The organism is Streptomyces sp. NBC_01268, assembly GCF_036240795.1.
In the GTDB taxonomy this organism is placed as follows: domain Bacteria; phylum Actinomycetota; class Actinomycetes; order Streptomycetales; family Streptomycetaceae; genus Streptomyces.
The window spans coordinates 1,742,989-1,759,534 of sequence record NZ_CP108454.1; the positions used below are offsets into that span (position 1 = coordinate 1,742,989).

The following is a 16,546-nucleotide window of genomic DNA, read 5'->3' on the forward strand; positions in this document are numbered from 1 at the left end:
ACCACCCCGCCGAGCGCCGGGCCGACGGGCCGCCGCCGCGCCCCCTACCCCCCCGGCCGCGCCCGCGTCAGCGACAGCAGGTCCCGGGCCGGGCCCGTGGGGCGGTGGCCCGTGGGCCAGACGGCGCGGAGGTCGCGGCGGAGGAGGACGCCGGCGACGGGGATGGCGACCAGGCGGCGCGAGGCGAGTTCCTCGGTGAGGGCGAGTTCGCTCAGGACCGCGGGGCCCGCGCCCGAGACAGCCGCCGCCTTCACCGCGGTCGTGGAGGCGAGTTCGAGGAGCGGCTGGGCCAGGCCGCCGTGGCCGGCGAGGGCCGCGTCGAGGACCTGGCGGGTGCCGGAGCCGCGCTCGCGCAGCACGAGCGGGGTCACGGCGAGCTCCGCCGGGTCGAGGGCCTTGCGGCGCCGGGCCCACGGGTGGGAGGGCGCGGCGACGACGGTCAGCCGGTCGTGCGCGATGACCGCCCCGTCCAGGCCCTCCGGTATCGCCAGGCCCTCCACGAAGCCCAGGTCCGCCTCCCCCGAGAGCAGCTGCTCGGCGACGGCCGCGGAGTTGCCGGCCTGGAGGGACACGGCGGTGTCGGGCCGGTCGGCGCGCAGGGCGATGAGCCAGCCGGGCAGCAGGTACTCGGCGATCGTCATGGACGCGGCGACCCGCAGCCGCGAGTCCCGGCGCCCCCGCAGCGCCTGCACGCCCGCGTCGAAGGCCTCCGCCGCCTCGACGATCCGCCGCGCCCAGTCCGTCACGAGCGCCCCCGCGTCCGTGAGCCGCGACCCGCGCGGGGAACGGTCGACGAGCGCGACGCCGAGCTGGCGCTCCATCGAGCGGATGCGGCTGCTGGCGGCGGGCTGCGTGATGCCGACGTCCCGGGCGGCGCGGCCGAGGCTGCCGTGCCGGGCCACCGCGAGGAGCAGTTCGAGCGCGCCGAGGTCGGGGACCCGGTGGGACAGGGGGTGCGGGATGTCGCTCGGCTCGCTGCTCATAAAATCAGCTTATGGGCTCATAGTCACGATGTCCCTGGTGGGGGGCGTGCGCCGGGGGGAAGGTCGAGACATGGCAACAATCGCTCCCTCTCGGTCGGTCCCCACCGCCGCCACCCCCGGCACCCGGTGGACCTCGGTCCGTCACCTCGGCCCCAACTGGTACGCCGCGGTCATGGGCACCTCCATCGTCGGCACCGCGGGAGCGACCCTCCCGGTGGACGTCCCAGGGCTGCGGACCGTCTGCACCGCGGTGTGGGCGCTGTCCCTGGTGATGCTGGTGACGCTGCTCGGCGCCCGGACGCTGCACTGGATCCACCACCGCGACCAGGCCCGCGCCCACCTCCTCGACCCTGCCGTGGCCCCGTTCTACGGCTGCCTGTCGATGGCGCTGCTCGCGGTCGGCGGCGGCGCGCTCGTCGTCGGCAAGGACTGGACGGGGCTGACGGCGGCCGTCGCCCTCGACAGCGTGCTGTTCGTCGTCGGCACGGTGATCGGCCTGGCGGCCGCGGCGGGGATCCCCTACCTGATGGTCGCCCGTCATCGCATCGAGACCGCGTCGCCCGCCTGGCTGCTGCCCGTCGTCGCCCCCATGGTCTCGGCCGCCGTCGGCCCGCTGCTCGTGCCCCACGTGGCCACCGGGCAGGCCCAGGAGACCCTGCTGCTCCTCTGCTACGCGATGTTCGGCGTCAGCCTGCTGGCCACCCTGGTCATGCTGCCCCTGGTCTTCGGGCGGCTGGTCACCGGCGGTCCCCTGCCCCTGGCGCTGACCCCCACGCTGTTCCTGGTCCTCGGGCCCCTGGGCCAGTCGACGACCGCCGCGAACAAGTTCGCCGACGCCGCCCAGGGCGTGCTGCCCGCCTCGTACGCCCACGGCTTCACCGCCTTCGCGGTCCTGTACGGCGTCCCCGTGATGGGCTTCGCGCTGCTGTGGCTGGTGTTCGCGAGCGCTCTGGTGGCCCGGGCGCGGCGCCAGGGCATGGGCTTCGCGATGACCTTCTGGGCCTTCACCTTCCCCATCGGCACCTGCGTGACCGGCGCCGAGGGCCTGGCCCAGCACACCGGGCTGGCCCTCTTCCGCTGGCTGGCGGTCGGGCTGTACGTGCTCCTGGTCGCCGCCTGGCTGGTGGCCGCGACCCACACCCTGCGCGGGCTGTTCAGCGGAGCGCTGCTCGCAGCACCCGGGGCGCCTCGGCCAGTGACGGCCCGTACCAGGTGAGATGACGCCCGTCGACGAGCGCGGCGACGGCCCCGGGGAACGCCTCGGGACCGTCCTCGCGGGTGAAGCGGTACGGCTCGTCGGGCAGGACGACCAGCTCGGGCGCCAGGGCGTTCAGCTCGTCGACCGGAACGCGCGGGTAGCGCTCGGGGTGCCCGGCGCAGAGGTTGCGGACGCCGAGGCGGGCGAGGAGGTCGCCGGCGAAGGTGTCGCGGCCGAGCACCATCCAGGGGCGCCGCCAGATCGGCACGACGGCGGTGCGGGGCGGCCCGTCCGGGGTCACGGCGGCCCACGCGGCCTCGGCCGCGTCCAGCCAGCCGGGCCGGGTGCGCACCCCGCAGGCCACGAGGACCCGGTCGAGCTCGGCGAGGGCCTGGTCGAGGGTGCGGATCTCGGTGACGAGGACGTCGAGCCCGGCGGCGCGCAGGACGTCGAGGTCCTGGGCCCGGTTCTCCTCCTCGTTGGCGATCACCAGGTCGGGGCGCAGGGCGGCGACGGCGGCCGTGTCCGGGTTCTTGGTGCCGCCGATCCGCACGGCGCCGCCCAGGTCCGCGGGGTGCGTGCACCAGTCGGTGACGCCGGCCAGCGTGCCGGGCGGCGCGGAGACGGCGACGGCCTCGGTGAGCGAGGGGACGAGCGAGACCACCCGCGGCCCGCTCATGCCTCCGCGGCCTCGATGTGGTCGGCGACGGAGACGAAGACCAGCCGGGTGCCGGGAAGGGTGGCACGCCAGCGGTGGCGCACCCCGCCGGAGAGGTAGAGCGTGTCGCCGCGCCCCAGGCGGTAGGCGCGGCCCTCGGCCTCGATCTCGGCGGCGCCGTCGGCCACGTACAGCAACTCGTCGTTGCGGTGCAGGAATTCGCGGCCCGCGTCCTGCTCGCCGGTGAACTCCAGGGCCTGCAGCTGGTGTCGGCCGCGGACCAGCGGCCGGACGCCGGGCGGCATCTCCCACAGCTCCTCGTCGGAGCGGACGACGTCCACGGTACGGGCGGCCTCGGCGGCGGCGAGGAGCTCGGCGGCGGTGGTCTCCAGGGCCACGGCGACCAGCTGGAGCGAGCGGTCGCTGGGGCGGGCCCGCTCGTTCTCGACCTGGCTGAGGAAGGGTACGGACAGGCCGCTGCGCTGCGCGACGACGGCCAGCGTGAGCTGGAGCGCCCTGCGGCGCCTTTTGACGGCCGCGCCCACGCGCAGCGACTCCTTGTCGTCCATGTCGGCCCCCTCCCTCGTGTCTCGTGCCTTACGCGTACTGGTCGGTTAACTGAACCTTACGCAGCTTTGGGCCGGGGTTTCGCGTCGTGGCGAAAAGGGGTGGTCGCCGAACACACTCGGCGACCACCCCTTTTCGGACAGGAGTCGTTTCGGCGGGTTACTGCGGCGCGAGCCGCTGCGCGACACCCGGGTTCCGGTCGAGCCAGGTGCGCACGGCCTCCTGCTCCTTGCCCTTGCCGGTCTCCTGGATGACGGCCTCCAGGCCGGTGAGCTCCTTCTCGCTCAGCTTGAAGTTCTTCAGCCAGGCGGCGACCTCGGGGTTCTCCGCGCCGAAGCCCTTGCGGGCCAGGGTGTGGACGCCGTCACCCTTGCCCCAGGCACCCTGGGGGTCCTCGAGCTTCTTGAGGTCGTAGGTGGAGTAGGCCCAGTGCGGCGACCAGAGGGTGACCGCGATCGGCTCCTTCTTGGCGTACGCGCGCTTGAGTTCGGCCAGCATGCCGGACGTCGAGCCGTCGACGACCTTGTACTCGCCCTCCAGGCCGTACTGCTTGAGCACCTTGTCGTTGAGGATGCCCATCATTCCGGCGCTCGGCTCGATGCCGACGATCCGGCCCTTGAACCGGTCGCCCTTGCCCTTGAGATCGGCGAGGGAGTTCACGTCCTTCATGTACGACGGGACGGTGAGCTCCAGGGAGGTGGGGCCGTACCAGGAGCCGAGGTCCTCCAGCTTGTCGTGGTACTTCGCCCAGTACTGGGAGTGGGTCACGGGCAGCCAGGCGTCGGTCTGGAAGTCGATCTGGCCGCCGGCGAGGCCGGTGTAGAGCGCGCCGGCCTCCAGCTGCTTGGTGTCGACCTCGTAGCCGCGCCGCTCCAGGAGCTCCTTCCAGAGGAAGGTGGAGGCGATGCCCTCGTCCCACGGGATGTAGCCGAGGCTGATCTTCTTGCCGTGGCCGGTGTTCGCCCCGGACGCGGTGGTGGAGGAGGCGCCGCCGGAGCCGAGGAAGCCCATGCCGCCGGCGACGAGCGCGAGGACGACGACGCCGACGAGGGCGGTGACGGGCTGCGGGCGGTGGTCCCAGAGGCGGGCCCCGGCGCGGGCGGCGCTCGCGGCGCGGGCCTTGGCGAGGGCGCGGCGGCCCAGCGGGGAGACCTGGCGGCCCAGCGCGCCGGTCATCCGGTCGAGGTACATGGCCAGGATGACGATGGAGATGCCGGCCTCGAAGCCGAGACCGATGTCGACGTTGCCGATGGCCCGGTAGACGGCGCCGCCGAGCCCGCCGCCGCCGACCATGCCGGCGATGACGACCATGGACAGGCCGAGCATGATGACCTGGTTGACGCCGGCCATGATCGTGGGCAGCGCGAGCGGCAGCTGGACCCGCAGCAGCGTGTTGCGGGGGGTGGTGCCGAAGGCCTCGGCCGCCTCGACGAGCTCGCCGTCGACCTGGCGGATGCCGAGCTCGGTCATGCGGACGCCGGGCGGCAGCGCGAAGACGATGGTGGCGATGATGCCGGGGACGACGCCGACGCCGAAGAAGATGATGCCGGGGATGAGGTAGACCATCGCCGGCATGGTCTGCATGAAGTCCAGGACCGGACGCAGCACGGCGCTGACGGTCTTGGAGCGGGCCGCCCAGATGCCGAGCGGCACGGCGATCACGAGCGTGACGAGGGTGGCGACGAGCACCAGCGAGAGGGTCGACATGGCGTCGTCCCACAGCTCGATGGAGTCGACGAGGGCGAAGCCCGCGAAGGCGAGGGCGCCCGCGGTCAGCCCGCGCAGCCACCAGGCGACGATCGCGAGGATGCCCGCGAAGAGCAGCGGCTGGGGGGCCGAGAGGACGGCGTCGATGCCGTCGTAGAGACCGGTGACGACGGTGGTGACGGCGTCGAAGAGCCAGGACAGCTGGGCCTGGAGCCAGTCGACGGTGCTGTCGACCCACTCGCCGAGGGGGAGCCTAGGCATGGGCGGTCACCTCCTGACCGGTGAGGCTTCCCATGGCGGCGAGGAGCCGTTCCTGCCGTACGACTCCGAGGGCGTGGCCCTCGGCGTCCTCGACGACCACGGGGTGCGGGGCCAGCGCGGAGACGGCGCACAGGTCGGCGAGGAGCGTGTCGGGCGTCACGGCGCGGCAGGAGCAGTCGGCCGGGCAGTCGCCGGGGGCGAGGACGCCGTCGGTCATGACGGCGGAGGCGGTGAGCACCCGGGTGCGGTCGACGTCCTGGATGAAGGAGGCGACGTAGTCGTCGGAGGGGCGGACCAGGATGTCCTCGGCGGTGCCGAGCTGGACGATCCGGCCGTCGCGCATGACGGCGATGCGATCGCCGAGGCGCATGGCCTCGTTGAGGTCGTGGGTGATGAAGACGATGGTCTTCTTCAGCTTCTGCTGGAGCACGAGCAGCTGGTCCTGCATGTCGCGGCGGATCAGCGGGTCGAGCGCGCTGAACGACTCGTCCATGAGCAGCAGGTCGGCGTCGGTCGCGAGGGCGCGGGCCAGGCCGACGCGCTGCTGCATGCCGCCGGAGAGCTCGTCGGGCCAGGAGGTCTCCCAGCCGCCGAGCCCGCACAGTTCGAGGGCCTCGGCGGCGCGCTTCTCGCGCTCGGCGCGCGCGACGCCCTGGACCTCCAGGCCGTAGGCGGCGTTCTCGAGGACGCTGCGGTGCGGGAAGAGCGCGAAGTGCTGGAAGACCATGCTGATCTTCCTGGAGCGGACGGCGCGCAGCTCCCGGGGGGACAGCGCCGTCAGGTCGGCACCGTCGTACAGGACGCGGCCCGCGGTGGGTTCGAGCAGGCCGTTGAGCATGCGGAGGAGGGTGGACTTGCCCGACCCCGAAAGACCCATGACCACGAAGATCTGACCGGGTTCGACGACGAAGGAGGCGTCGACGACGGCAGCTGTGGTCCCGTCGGCACGCAGGGCCTCGCGGTCGGCGGCGCCCTCCGCGGCGGCCAGCTTGCGGACGGCTTCATCGGGTCGTCTGCCGAACACCTTGTACAGGTGGTCGGCTTGGAGCCTGGACACATACACCTCACGGGTAGCAACGAAAAACGGCCCGCCACCCCCGCAGCAGCCGGGCCGTGGAGCGGGGCGGGTTCTGTCCGCTCGGCCCGTCGCGTACGGCATCCGTCGCCTTGCGGCGTCGCATCCCGCACCGGGTCCGCTCCGGGCTCGCGCCTGCCCCGGCCTTCGGGGGGCAAACGCAAAGGTGACGGGGGTCACGCCGGGGTCCTGGAACCAGAGCACGGGGATGCCTGGGGCGGGGGCGGCGCCGGGGCGTTGTCGGTGGGGTGCGGCATGATCGGGGGGTGACGCGACGCCTGATGCTCCTCGACACCGCCAGCCTCTACTTCCGCGCGTACTTCGGCGTGCCGGACTCGGTCCGCGCGCCCGACGGGACGCCGGTCAACGCCGTGCGGGGGCTGCTCGACTTCATCACCCGGCTCGTCCAGGACCACCACCCGGACGACCTGGTGGCCTGCTGGGACGAGGACTGGCGGCCGCAGTGGCGGGTGGACCTCATCCCCTCCTACAAGGCGCACCGGGTGGCCGAGGTGACGGAGTCGGGGCCGGACGAGGAGGAGATCCCGGACACGCTGTCGCCGCAGGTCCCGGTGATCGAGGAGGTGCTCGCGGCGCTGGGCATCGCCCGGGTGGGCGCCGAGGGCTTCGAGGCCGACGACGTGATCGGCACGCTGACCGCGCGGGCCGAGGGCCCGGTGGACATCGTCACGGGCGACCGGGACCTGTTCCAGCTGGTCGACGACGGGCGCGGGGTGCGGGTCCTGTATCCGCGGAAGGGCGTCGGCGACTGCGACCTGGTGGACGACGAGCTGATCCTGACGAAGTACGGGGTGCGGGCCGGCCAGTACGCGGACTTCGCGGCGCTGCGCGGGGACGCGAGCGACGGACTGCCCGGAGTGAAGGGCATCGGCGAGAAGACGGCGGCGCAGCTGATCACGGAGTACGGCGACCTGGCGGGCGTCCGGGCGGCGGCGGCCGACCGGACCTCGAAGCTGACACCGGCGAAGCGGCGCGGCATCGTGGAGGCGGCGGAGTACCTGGACGTGGCGCCGACGGTGGTCCGGGTCGCGCAGGACGCCCCGCTGCCGGACTTCTCCCCCGCGCTGCCGTCCGCGCCGCGGGACCCGGCCGCGCTGGCCGCGCTGGTGGAGCGGTGGGGGCTGGGCGGGGCGGTGGGACGCCTGCTGCCGGTCCTGGCGGCGGGGCGCTGACGAAAGCCCCCTGGAGCGGGTCCGACCGGGGTGCTAACTTAGGCAAACCTAAGTTTTTGGATCGGGAACGGGGAGACCGTCGTGGCAGAACAGCCCGCACGCAAGGCACCGAAGGCCCACGAGGCCCAGGTGGTGCGCACCGAGCGGATCACCCCGCACATGGTGCGCCTGGTCCTCGGAGGCCCGGGGCTCGCCGCGTTCGAGCTCGGTGAGTACACCGACCACTATGTGAAGCTGCTCTTCGCACCGGAGGGCGTGAGCTACCCCGAGCCGTTCGACATGGAGCGGATCCGCGCGGAGTTCCCGCGCGAGCAGTGGCCGACGACGCGGACCTACACGGTACGGGCCTGGGACCCGGTGCAGCGCGAGCTCACCGTCGACTTCGTGGTCCACGGCGACGAGGGCCTGGCGGGCCCGTGGGCGGCGCGGGCGCAGACCGGCGACACGGTGCGCCTGCTCGGCCCCGGCGGCGGCTACGCTCCGGACGAGGCCGCCGACTGGCACCTGCTCGTCGGTGACGAGAGCGCCCTGCCGGCCGTGGCGGTGGCCCTGGAGCGGCTGCCCGAGGGCGCCGTGGTGCACGCCTTCCTGGAGGTCTCGGACGCCTCGGAGGAGCAGAAGTTCACGACCGCGGCGGGTGTCGAGGTCACCTGGCTGCACCGTGGCGAGCGCCCCACGGGCGAGGCCCTGCTGGCGGCCGTCCGCGGCCTCGACTTCCCGGCCGGCGACGTCCACGCCTTCGTGCACGGCGAGGCCGGCTTCGTGAAGGACCTGCGCCGCCACCTCCGCATGGACCGCGCGGTCCCGCGCGAGCGCCTCTCCATCTCGGGCTACTGGCGCATGGGCAAGACGGACGAGGCCTGGCGCGCGATCAAGCGCGACTGGAACGACCAGGTGGAGCGCGAGCAGGAAGACTGACGCGCACCGGATGACCACGCCGAAGGGGCGGGAGCCGAGAGCTCCCGCCCCTTCGGCGTGCCGCGGCACCCCCGGGCTCCGCGCCTACGTCCCCGAGCCGAAGACCCGCCCCGAGGCGTCCACATGGGCCATCCGGCGCAGGGCGGCGAACATGGCCTCCCCGAGCACGGTGCCGACGACCACGCTCTCGACGATCTCCTCGCGGACCACGTTGCGCGCGACGTAGTCGACGTCGACGCGGGCCACCTGCTCCGCCGCGTCGGCGTAGGCGTCGAGGACCTCGGCGAAGGCGCCGTGCCCGACGCTCTCCAGGGCGGCGAGGGCGACCGCGAGGGCCTCGGCGGCGGGGCCGCGGGCGTGGGTGCGCCAGCCCCGGCGGGCGATCAGGTCCGCGACCGCCGTGCGGGCGGCGTCCAGGTCGTCGTCCTGTTCGCCCTCGTAGCGCGGCACCAGCCGGTCCGCGGCCGCGCCGAGCACCTTGTGCACCGGCCGCTCGGGGTCGTCGATCGCCCCGATGACCTCCCGGATGCCCGCGACGGACAGCCCACCCACGTCCAGCAGCGCGCGGATCAGGCGGAGACGCTGGACGTGCGCCTCCTCGTACGAGGCCTGGTTCGGGCTCGTGAGCCGCCCGGCGGGCAGCAGCCCCTCCCGTACGTAGTACTTGATCGTCGGCACGGACACACCGGCCCTGCGACTCAACTCTCCAATGCGCACCGCGCGTTCACCTTCCAGATCGCACTCCGGCCTTGCCACCGGCCCCACCATCATAGATAGTGGCGCTATCGGATAGTGGAAAGCGCCACTATCCATTCCGTTTGCAACGGGGGATTCCACATGCCATCCACACCGACACGGATACCGACCTCGCCGGCCTCGCCCGCGAACTCGGCGCCACAGCTGCGCACCCTCCACCGCCCCCTGGTCTGGTTCACCGCCTCCATGGGCCTCCTGGCCCTCGTGTGCGTCGGCGGGCTCCTGTTCGACGAGCGGGTTCTCGTCGGTGCCCCGATATGGGCCAAGCCGTTCAAGTTCTCGGTCTCGTTCGTCGCGTACGGCCTGACGCTCGCCTGGATGCTCTCCCTGCTGCCGGGCCGCCGGGCCCACCGGGTCGGATGGTGGGCGGGGACCGTCCTCACCGTCGCGAGCCTCCTGGAGATGGTGCTCATCACGACGCAGGTCGTCCGGGGCGAGCAGAGCCACTTCAACCAGGCGACGCCCTTCGACGCCGCCCTCTTCCAGGTGATGGGCATGACGGTCGTCGTGCTCTGGCTGGCCGCGCTCGTCATCGCCGTCCTGCTGCTGCGCGCCCGGATCCTGGACCGTGCCACCGCCTGGGCGGTGCGGATCTCCTCGTTCGTCGCGCTCGCCGGTGCGGCCGTCGGCTTCGTGATGGTCCAGCCGACCCCCGAGCAGCTCGCCCAGGAGAACCCCGCGACGCAGGGCGCGCACAGCGTCGGCGTCCCGGACGGCGGGCCCGGCATGCCGGTGACCGGCTGGTCCACCACGGGCGGGGACCTGCGCATAGCGCACTTCTTCGGCATGCACGCGCTGCAGCTGATCCCGCTGGTCCTGCTGGTGCTCTCCGCGCTCGCCCCGCGCTTCGTCCGGCTCGCCGACGACCGGCTCCGGCTGCGGGTGGTGCTGGTGGCGTCGGTCGCGTACGTGGCGGCCTTCGCCGTACTGGTCTGGCAGGCGCTCCGCGGCCAGCCGCTCCTCTCCCCCGACGGCCCGACCCTCGCCGCGGCCGGCGCCATAGCGGCCTTCGCCCTGGCGGGCACCGCGCTGGCCCTCCGCACCCCGTCGTCACCCGCCCCGACCCAGGAGCTCGCGGCATGACCGGCTTCCTCTTCGAGCTGACCTTCGTGCTCGCGGCACCGGTCTGGCTGCTCATGATCGTCGCGCCGGGCCGGCGTCTCACCGAACGGGTGGCGGCCTCGCCCCTGACCGTGCTGCCCGTACTCGCGGTCTACCTGGTCCTCGTCGCCCCCGTGGTGCCCGAGCTCTGGGCGGCGGTCAGCTCGCCCGACCTCGACGTCTTCCGCGACCTGACGGCGTCACCGAACGGCGCGGCCACCGTGTGGGCCCAGATCATCGCCTGGGACCTCCTGCTCGGCCAGTGGATCTACCGCGAGGGCCGCCGCCTCGGCTTCTCCCCCTTCCTCATGAGCCCCCTCCTCGTCCTCACGATCCTGCTCTCGCCGATCGCCTTGCTGGTGTTCCTGCCGATCCGAGCCACCGCGCTCCACAAGCACCCCCGGGAACGGCCGGCCTGACGCCCATGCAGCGCGGCGACACCGACACCGTCGCCGCCGTCACGGGCACCCTCGCGCTCGCCGTCCACGGCCCCGACGCGATCCCCGCCCGCTGGACGTCCGCTCTTCACGTCCCGCTGCCGGGCTTCGGCGACCGCGCCCTCGGGGCCGCCGACCTCCGTGACCTCGCGACCGGGCCGGCCGCCTGAAGTCCTCGACGGGCCGGGCCCGGCAGTTCGCCGCCTTCCGACGGCCGCGCCGGACCGGCCCCGGCTGGGCACCGTCCGTCGGCCCCCGGTCCGACCGGACCCCCTGCTACCGCGCCCGCACCGTCGCCAGCACCTCGCGGTCGGGCTGGAGGGTCAGGCTCGGGACCGGGTGGATCTCGCCGGGGCCGAGGTCGACGCGGAAGCGGCGGGCCAGGACGGCGAGGACGAGGACGGCCTCGACCATCGCGAAGCGGGTACCGAGGCAGACGCGGGGGCCGCCGCCGAAGGGGTACCAGGCGTACTCGGGTATCTCCTCGGCCGCCTCGCCCTCCGCCGGGTCCAGCCAGCGCTCGGGGCGGAACTCCAACGGGTCCCCGTACCAGCGGGCGTCGCGGTGGGTGGCCCACTGGCTGCTCCACACGCGGGTGCCGGCGGGGACCGGGGCGCCGCCCAGCACGGCGCCCTCCTTGGCGATGCCGGTGAGCAGCCAGATGGTGGGGAAGAGGCGCAGCGTCTCCTTCACCACGGCCTGGGCGTAGGTGAGTTCGGCGTAGTCGTCGAAGCCGGGGTCCCGGTCGCCGAGGACGCGGTCGAGCTCGGCGGCGAGTGCCTCGGAGACACGGGGGTTGCGGGAGAGCAGGTACCAGGCCCAGACGAGGGTGGAGCTGGTGGTCTCGTGGCCGCCGATGTAGAGCGTGACGGTCTCGTCGCGGATCTCCCGGTCGGAGAGGCGGGCTCCGCTCTCGTCCCGGGCGGCGAGCAGGCGGCTGAGGAGGTCGGGCCGCTCGGTGTCGCCGTCGCGGTGGCGGGCGACGACCCGGGAGACCTCGGCGTCGATGACGGCCGTGGCCCGCTTGATCCTGGCCCGGCCCGGGGTCGGCACCCAGTCGGGCAGCAGGGCGCCGATGCCGCTGAACTCGGCGCCGATCTCCTGCTGGGCGATGTCCATGGCGCGGCCGATGGCCTCGGCGTCGGCCGCCGTGTCGACGCCGAAGATGGTGCGGACGGCGATGAGCTGGGTGAGGGCGGCCATCTCCTTCTTGACGTCCACCCGCTGTCCGTCGCTCCACCGCTCGGCCAGGTCGACGGCGCACTCGGCCATGGTGGCGGCGTAGGACTTGACCTGCCGGGGCCGGACGGAGGGCTGCACGAGCGAGCGCTTGCGCCGCCAGTCGGCTCCCTTGGCGACCACGACCCCGTCGCCGAGCAGGGTGCGGAAGGCGATGCCGAGGTCGGGCTGGTCGAAGGTCCGCTCGACCTCGGTGAGGAGTTCCCCGATGGTCTCCGGGTGGGCGATGAACAGGGCGGGGGTGTTCCCGAAGCGCCAGCGGACGAAGTCCCCGCGCTCACGCAGCCGTTCGAAGAAGGCGAGCGGGTCCTTGCCGAACTCCGGCAGGTTCCCGAGCAGGGGCACGCCGCGCGGCCCTGGCACTGTCTTCCGCCCGTCCGCCGTCGTGGCGACGGCGGACGGACCGGCTTGCGTGGTCACGTGCGTTTCCTTCCGCAGGAGTTGCGTGGTGGTGTGCCCCAAGTACTCGCTCTTCCGTACGAGTTCATGGAAGCGGAAGGAAGCACCCCTTCGCCACCCCTGTGGAAAACCCTTGTCAGTTCGCCGTCAGACCACGGTGGGCCGAGACCCTCGCGACGGCGCACCGGCTCAGCTCACCGAGCTGTAGGCCACGACTCCCCTCAGCAGCGACTCGACCGCCTTGCGGGCGTTCTTCGAGACGGTGCTGTTCTCCCGCGGCGCGGCCGCCGCGATCTGGCCCAGGACGTCGATGACCTGCTTGCACCAGCGGACGAAGTCGCCCGCCGGCATCTCGGCCTCGCGCAGCACCTCGTCCAGGCCCTTGTCGGAGGCCCACTGGTAGGCCGCCCAGGCGAAGCCGAGGTCCGGCTCGCGCTGCCCGACGCCTTCGGCCTGGTGCAGCTTGAACTCCTCCTCCAGCGAGTCGAGCCGCCCCCAGATCCGCACCATCTCGCCGAGCGCCGCCTTGGCCTTGCCGGTCGGCAGCTTCGGCGCGACGGCGTCGTCGGCCTGCCGGGCCTCGAAGACCAGGGCGGAGACGCACGCGGCGAGTTCGGCCGGGCTGAGCCCCTCCCACACGCCCTCGCGCAGGCACTCGCTGGCGAGCAGGTCGAGCTCGCCGTACAGCCGGGCGAGCCGCTTCCCGTTGTCGGTGACGTCGTCGCCGCGCAGGTAGTCGAGCTCGGTGAGGAGCGCGACGATCCGGTCGAAGGTGCGGGCGATGGTGTTGGTGCGGCCCTCGATGCGCCGCTCCAGCTGCTGGGTGTCGCGCTGCAGCCGGTGGAAGCGCTCGGCCCAGCGGGCGTGGTCCTCGCGCTCGTCGCAGCCGTGGCAGGGGTGGGCACGGATCTCGGTGCGCAGCCGGGCGATCTCACGGTCGTCCGCGGCGGCCGCGCGCTTCTTGTGGTGCCGCTCCGGGTTGATGTGCCCGGCCTTGGTGCGCAGCGCCGAGGCGAGGTCGCGGCGGGACTGCGGGGACCGCGGGTTGAAGGAGCGCGGGATCCGCATCCGGTCCAGTGCCTCGACCGGCACCGGGAAGTCGATCGACGCGAGCCGCTTGACCTGCCGCTCGGCGGTGAGCACCAGCGGGCGCGGCCCGTCGTGGTGCTCGAAGCCGCGGTGGCCGTTGGTCCGGCCGGCCGGCAGGCCGGGGTCGAGGACGAGGGCGAGTCCGGCGAACTTGCCGGTCGGGACGTGGATCACGTCGCCGGGCTTGAGCCGCTCCAGCGAGGCGGCGGCCTCCGCGCGGCGCTGGTTGGCGCCCTGCCGGGCCAGGTCCGTCTCGCGGTCCTTGAGGTCGCGGCGCAGCCGCGCGTACTCCTCGAAGTCGCCGAGGTGGCAGGTCATGCCCTCCCGGTAGCCCTCCAGGCCCTCCTCGTTCTTCTGGACCTGCTTGGAGATCCCGACGACCGAGCGGTCGGCCTGGAACTGCGCGAAGGAGGTCTCCAGGAGCTCACGCGAGCGGTGCCGGCCGAACTGGTCGACCAGGTTGACCGCCATGTTGTACGACGGCTTGAAGCTGGAGCGCAGCGGATAGGTGCGGGTGCCGGCGAGTCCGGCCAGGTGGGCCGGGTCGAGGCCGCGCTGCCACAGGACGACGGCGTGGCCCTCGACGTCGATGCCCCGGCGGCCGGCGCGGCCGGTGAGCTGGGTGTACTCGCCGGGGGTGATGTCGGCGTGCTGCTCGCCGTTCCACTTGACCAGCTTCTCCAAAATCACGGAGCGGGCCGGCATGTTGATGCCGAGGGCCAGGGTCTCGGTGGCGAAGACGGCCTTGACGAGGCCGCGGACGAAGAGCTCCTCGACGACCTCCTTGAAGGTCGGGAGCATGCCGGCGTGGTGGGCGGCGATGCCGCGCTCCAGCGCTTCCAGCCACTCGTAGTAGCCGAGGACGTGGAGGTCCTCGTTCGGGATGGCGGCGGTGCGCTCCTCGACGATCTCGCGGACGCGGCGGCGCCCGTCCTCGTCGTTGAGCCGCAGGCCCGCGTAGAGGCACTGCTGGACGGCGGCCTCGCAGCCGGCCCGGCTGAAGATGAAGGTGATGGCGGGCAGCAGGCCCTCGGCGTCGAGCCGCTCGATGACCTCGGGCCGGCCGGGGGTCCAGATCCGGGAGCGCTGGCGCCGCTCGCGCTCGCGGTCGGCCTCGCGGACCATCTTGCCGCGGCGCCGGTCGCGCGGGTTGTACGTGCGCGAGTTCTCGGTGCGGGCGAGGCGCAGCAGGTCGGGGTTGACCTCGCGGCGGGAGGCGCCGCGGCCGCCGTGGTCCGTCTCCTCCTCGAAGAGGTCGTACATCCGCCGGCCGGCCAGGACGTGCTGCCACAGCGGCACGGGGCGGCTCTCGGAGACGATCACCTCGGTGTCGCCGCGGACGGTGTCGAGCCAGTCGCCGAACTCCTCGGCGTTGGAGACGGTCGCGGAGAGCGACACCAGCGTCACGGACTCGGGGAGGTGGATGATCACTTCCTCCCAGACGGCGCCGCGGAAGCGGTCGGAGAGGTAGTGCACCTCGTCCATGACCACGTAGCCGAGGCCGGAGAGCGCCTGGGACCCCGCGTAGAGCATGTTGCGGAGGACCTCGGTGGTCATGACGACGATCGGGGCGTCGCCGTTGACACTGTTGTCGCCGGTGAGCAGGCCGACCTTGTCGTTGCCGTACCGCTTGACGAGGTCGGCGTACTTCTGGTTGGAGAGCGCCTTGATGGGCGTCGTGTAGAAGCACTTGCGCCCCTGGAGGAGCGCGAGGTGGACGGCGAACTCGCCGACGATGGTCTTGCCCGAGCCCGTGGGAGCGGCGACGAGCACGCCCTTGCCCGCCTCGAGGGCCTTGCACGCCTCGATCTGGAAGGGGTCCAGACCGAACTCGTACATCTCGCGGAAGGGGGCCAGCGCAGTGGCCTGCTCGACGTTGCGGGCGCGGGCGGCTGCGTACGCTTCGGCTGGTGTGAGGTCCTCTGTCATCTTGTCGTCGAGCCTACCCGCCACCTCCGACAGTGACGCGATCTTTATCGACGGGCTTGGGATCGCGGGGCTTCGGATCGAAGGTCGTCCGGCCTCGGCGCCAGCACCTTGAGCGCGCCGGGGACGCACCGGACGGTCAGCGGCAGCGGGCCGAGGGGCTCCCCGTCGGCGTACCCGGTGGTGTCCGGAGCGTCGAGGGTGACGGAGCGGACCCGGTGGACGGTGACCTTGGGGTGGTCGAGGTGGGTGCCCTTGTAGACCCGCGGGAAGACCTTGATCAGCTCGGCCCGGCCGCAGTCCCCCACGACGGTGACGTCGAGCAGCCCGTCGTCCATGACGGCGTCGGCGCAGATCCGCATCCCGCCCCCGTAGGAGGGGCCGTTGCCGACGGCGACCAGGGTGGCCTCGGTCTCCAGCGCCGTGCCGTCGTCGAGGACGAGCCGGTACGGGACGGGCCGGAAGGTGGCGAGCTCGGCGAGGATCGCGAGGTCGTACGTGAAGCGGCCGAGCGGCAGCCGCATCCGGTTGCCGCGGTCGTTGACCCGGGAGTCGAAGCCGGAGGCGAGGACCGTGCCGAACCAGCGCCCGTCGCCCTCCGCGCGGGTGCCGGGCGCCCCTGCGTCGACCCGGCCGAGGTCGAGCGGACGCCCTCCGGTGGCCGTGAGCGCCTCGGCGGCGACCCGGCCGGCCGCGGCGGGGTCGCGCAGGGGCAGTCCGAGGCTGCGGGCGAAGTCGTTGCCGGTGCCCTCCGCGATCACGCCGAGCGGGGTGCCGGTGCCGGCCACGGCCTGGAGGGCGAGGGAGACCATGCCGTCGCCGCCGACGGCGACAAGGGCCCCGGTGCCGCCCTCGACGGCCTCGCGGGCGCGCCGCAGGGCGTCGTCGGCGTCGTGGCCGAGGACGGTGCGGACGGAGAAGCCGGCGTCCCGGAACGCGCGAGCGGCCGGCTGCGCGGCGTGCGCGCCCCGGCCGCGTCCCGCGGTGGGATTGACGAAGAGCGTGATCTCGCTGGTCATGGCGGGTCCCCCCGGACGGA

Annotated in this window: 14 protein-coding genes and 1 pseudogene; 6 read left to right on the forward strand and 9 right to left on the reverse strand. The window is 73.2% G+C overall.

Features of this window, described 5'->3' with window-relative positions; translation table 11 throughout:
- Positions 1-44 precede the first annotated feature (44 nt).
- Positions 45-983 carry a LysR family transcriptional regulator gene (locus OG309_RS07490; protein ID WP_329419152.1) on the reverse strand — a complete coding sequence of 313 codons (939 nt, stop codon included), beginning with the start codon at positions 981-983 and terminating at the stop codon, positions 45-47.
- A 70-nt stretch (positions 984-1,053) separates the two neighbouring features.
- On the opposite strand from OG309_RS07490, the gene OG309_RS07495 reads away from it, so the two are divergent.
- Entirely contained in the window at positions 1,054-2,199 is a 1,146-nt protein-coding gene (locus tag OG309_RS07495) for a TDT family transporter (protein WP_329419154.1), read from the forward strand.
- Here the strand turns inward: OG309_RS07495 and OG309_RS07500 are convergent.
- The 4 genes from OG309_RS07500 to OG309_RS07515 all read right to left on the reverse strand — a co-directional run bounded on the left by OG309_RS07500 (position 2,138) and on the right by OG309_RS07515 (position 6,431).
- Positions 2,138-2,860: a helical backbone metal receptor gene (locus OG309_RS07500; RefSeq protein ID WP_329419156.1), complete on the reverse strand. Its 723-nt coding sequence runs from the start codon at positions 2,858-2,860 to the stop codon at positions 2,138-2,140. The genes OG309_RS07495 and OG309_RS07500 overlap by 62 nt on opposite strands.
- Positions 2,857-3,408, reverse strand: coding sequence for a helix-turn-helix domain-containing protein (locus OG309_RS07505; RefSeq protein WP_329419158.1), 552 nt, complete (start codon positions 3,406-3,408; stop codon positions 2,857-2,859). Before OG309_RS07505 ends, OG309_RS07500 begins: the two co-directional genes overlap by 4 nt.
- Before the next feature lie 157 nt (positions 3,409-3,565).
- Positions 3,566-5,374, reverse strand: coding sequence for an ABC transporter permease/substrate binding protein (locus OG309_RS07510; RefSeq protein WP_329419160.1), 1,809 nt, complete (start codon positions 5,372-5,374; stop codon positions 3,566-3,568).
- Entirely contained in the window at positions 5,367-6,431 is a 1,065-nt protein-coding gene (locus OG309_RS07515) for a quaternary amine ABC transporter ATP-binding protein (protein WP_329419162.1), read from the reverse strand. The genes OG309_RS07510 and OG309_RS07515 overlap by 8 nt, the downstream gene beginning before the upstream one ends.
- Before the next feature lie 299 nt (positions 6,432-6,730).
- Here OG309_RS07515 and OG309_RS07520 point away from each other — a divergent pair, with 299 nt between their 5' ends.
- Positions 6,731-7,642, forward strand: a complete 912-nt coding sequence (locus tag OG309_RS07520) for a 5'-3' exonuclease (RefSeq protein ID WP_329428201.1) — start codon at positions 6,731-6,733, stop codon at positions 7,640-7,642.
- Between the two features lie 81 nt (positions 7,643-7,723).
- Positions 7,724-8,560: a siderophore-interacting protein gene (locus OG309_RS07525; protein ID WP_329419164.1), complete on the forward strand. Its 837-nt coding sequence runs from the start codon at positions 7,724-7,726 to the stop codon at positions 8,558-8,560.
- 84 nt (positions 8,561-8,644) lie between these two features.
- Here the strand turns inward: OG309_RS07525 and OG309_RS07530 are convergent, their stop codons facing one another.
- On the reverse strand, positions 8,645-9,277 hold the full coding sequence (locus OG309_RS07530) for a MerR family transcriptional regulator (RefSeq protein ID WP_329419166.1): 633 nt from the start codon (positions 9,275-9,277) through the stop codon (positions 8,645-8,647).
- Between the two features lie 225 nt (positions 9,278-9,502).
- Here OG309_RS07530 and OG309_RS07535 point away from each other — a divergent pair, with 225 nt between their 5' ends.
- From OG309_RS07535 to OG309_RS07545, 3 genes and pseudogenes are all read left to right on the forward strand, one after another.
- Complete coding sequence (locus tag OG309_RS07535; protein WP_329428203.1) at positions 9,503-10,399, forward strand: hypothetical protein; 897 nt, start codon at positions 9,503-9,505, stop codon at positions 10,397-10,399.
- Positions 10,396-10,836: an ABA4-like family protein gene (locus OG309_RS07540; RefSeq protein ID WP_329419167.1), complete on the forward strand. Its 441-nt coding sequence runs from the start codon at positions 10,396-10,398 to the stop codon at positions 10,834-10,836. Before OG309_RS07535 ends, OG309_RS07540 begins: the two co-directional genes overlap by 4 nt.
- Before the next feature lie 14 nt (positions 10,837-10,850).
- A pseudogene (locus tag OG309_RS07545) lies at positions 10,851-11,024 on the forward strand (ADP-ribosylglycohydrolase family protein); the annotation flags it as partial.
- Positions 11,025-11,130: 106 nt separating this feature from the next.
- Here OG309_RS07545 and OG309_RS07550 read toward each other — a convergent pair.
- The 3 genes from OG309_RS07550 to OG309_RS07560 form a co-directional block, all read right to left on the reverse strand.
- Entirely contained in the window at positions 11,131-12,513 is a 1,383-nt protein-coding gene (locus tag OG309_RS07550) for a cytochrome P450 (RefSeq protein WP_329419169.1), read from the reverse strand.
- Positions 12,514-12,681: 168 nt separating this feature from the next.
- Positions 12,682-15,510, reverse strand: a complete 2,829-nt coding sequence (locus OG309_RS07555; protein WP_329419171.1) for a DEAD/DEAH box helicase — start codon at positions 15,508-15,510, stop codon at positions 12,682-12,684.
- Between the two features lie 44 nt (positions 15,511-15,554).
- Complete coding sequence (locus OG309_RS07560) at positions 15,555-16,526, reverse strand: diacylglycerol kinase (protein WP_329419173.1); 972 nt, start codon at positions 16,524-16,526, stop codon at positions 15,555-15,557.
- Between the last annotated feature and the right edge of the window lie 20 nt (positions 16,527-16,546).

Excerpts from the sequence above, each read along its gene's own strand:
- OG309_RS07490 (WP_329419152.1), bottom strand. The coding sequence starts at position 983 with ATGAGCAGCGAGCCGAGCGACATCCCGCACCCCCTGTCCCACCGGGTC.
- OG309_RS07510 (WP_329419160.1), bottom strand. The coding sequence starts at position 5,374 with ATGCCTAGGCTCCCCCTCGGCGAGTGGGTCGACAGCACCGTCGACTGG.
- OG309_RS07560 (WP_329419173.1), bottom strand. The coding sequence starts at position 16,526 with ATGACCAGCGAGATCACGCTCTTCGTCAATCCCACCGCGGGACGCGGC.
- OG309_RS07520 (WP_329428201.1), top strand. The coding sequence starts at position 6,731 with ATGCTCCTCGACACCGCCAGCCTCTACTTCCGCGCGTACTTCGGCGTG.
- OG309_RS07505 (WP_329419158.1), bottom strand. The coding sequence starts at position 3,408 with ATGGACGACAAGGAGTCGCTGCGCGTGGGCGCGGCCGTCAAAAGGCGC.
- OG309_RS07555 (WP_329419171.1), bottom strand. The coding sequence starts at position 15,510 with ATGACAGAGGACCTCACACCAGCCGAAGCGTACGCAGCCGCCCGCGCC.
- OG309_RS07540 (WP_329419167.1), top strand. The coding sequence starts at position 10,396 with ATGACCGGCTTCCTCTTCGAGCTGACCTTCGTGCTCGCGGCACCGGTC.
- OG309_RS07535 (WP_329428203.1), top strand. The coding sequence starts at position 9,503 with ATGGGCCTCCTGGCCCTCGTGTGCGTCGGCGGGCTCCTGTTCGACGAG.
- OG309_RS07500 (WP_329419156.1), bottom strand. The coding sequence starts at position 2,860 with ATGAGCGGGCCGCGGGTGGTCTCGCTCGTCCCCTCGCTCACCGAGGCC.
- OG309_RS07495 (WP_329419154.1), top strand. The coding sequence starts at position 1,054 with ATGGCAACAATCGCTCCCTCTCGGTCGGTCCCCACCGCCGCCACCCCC.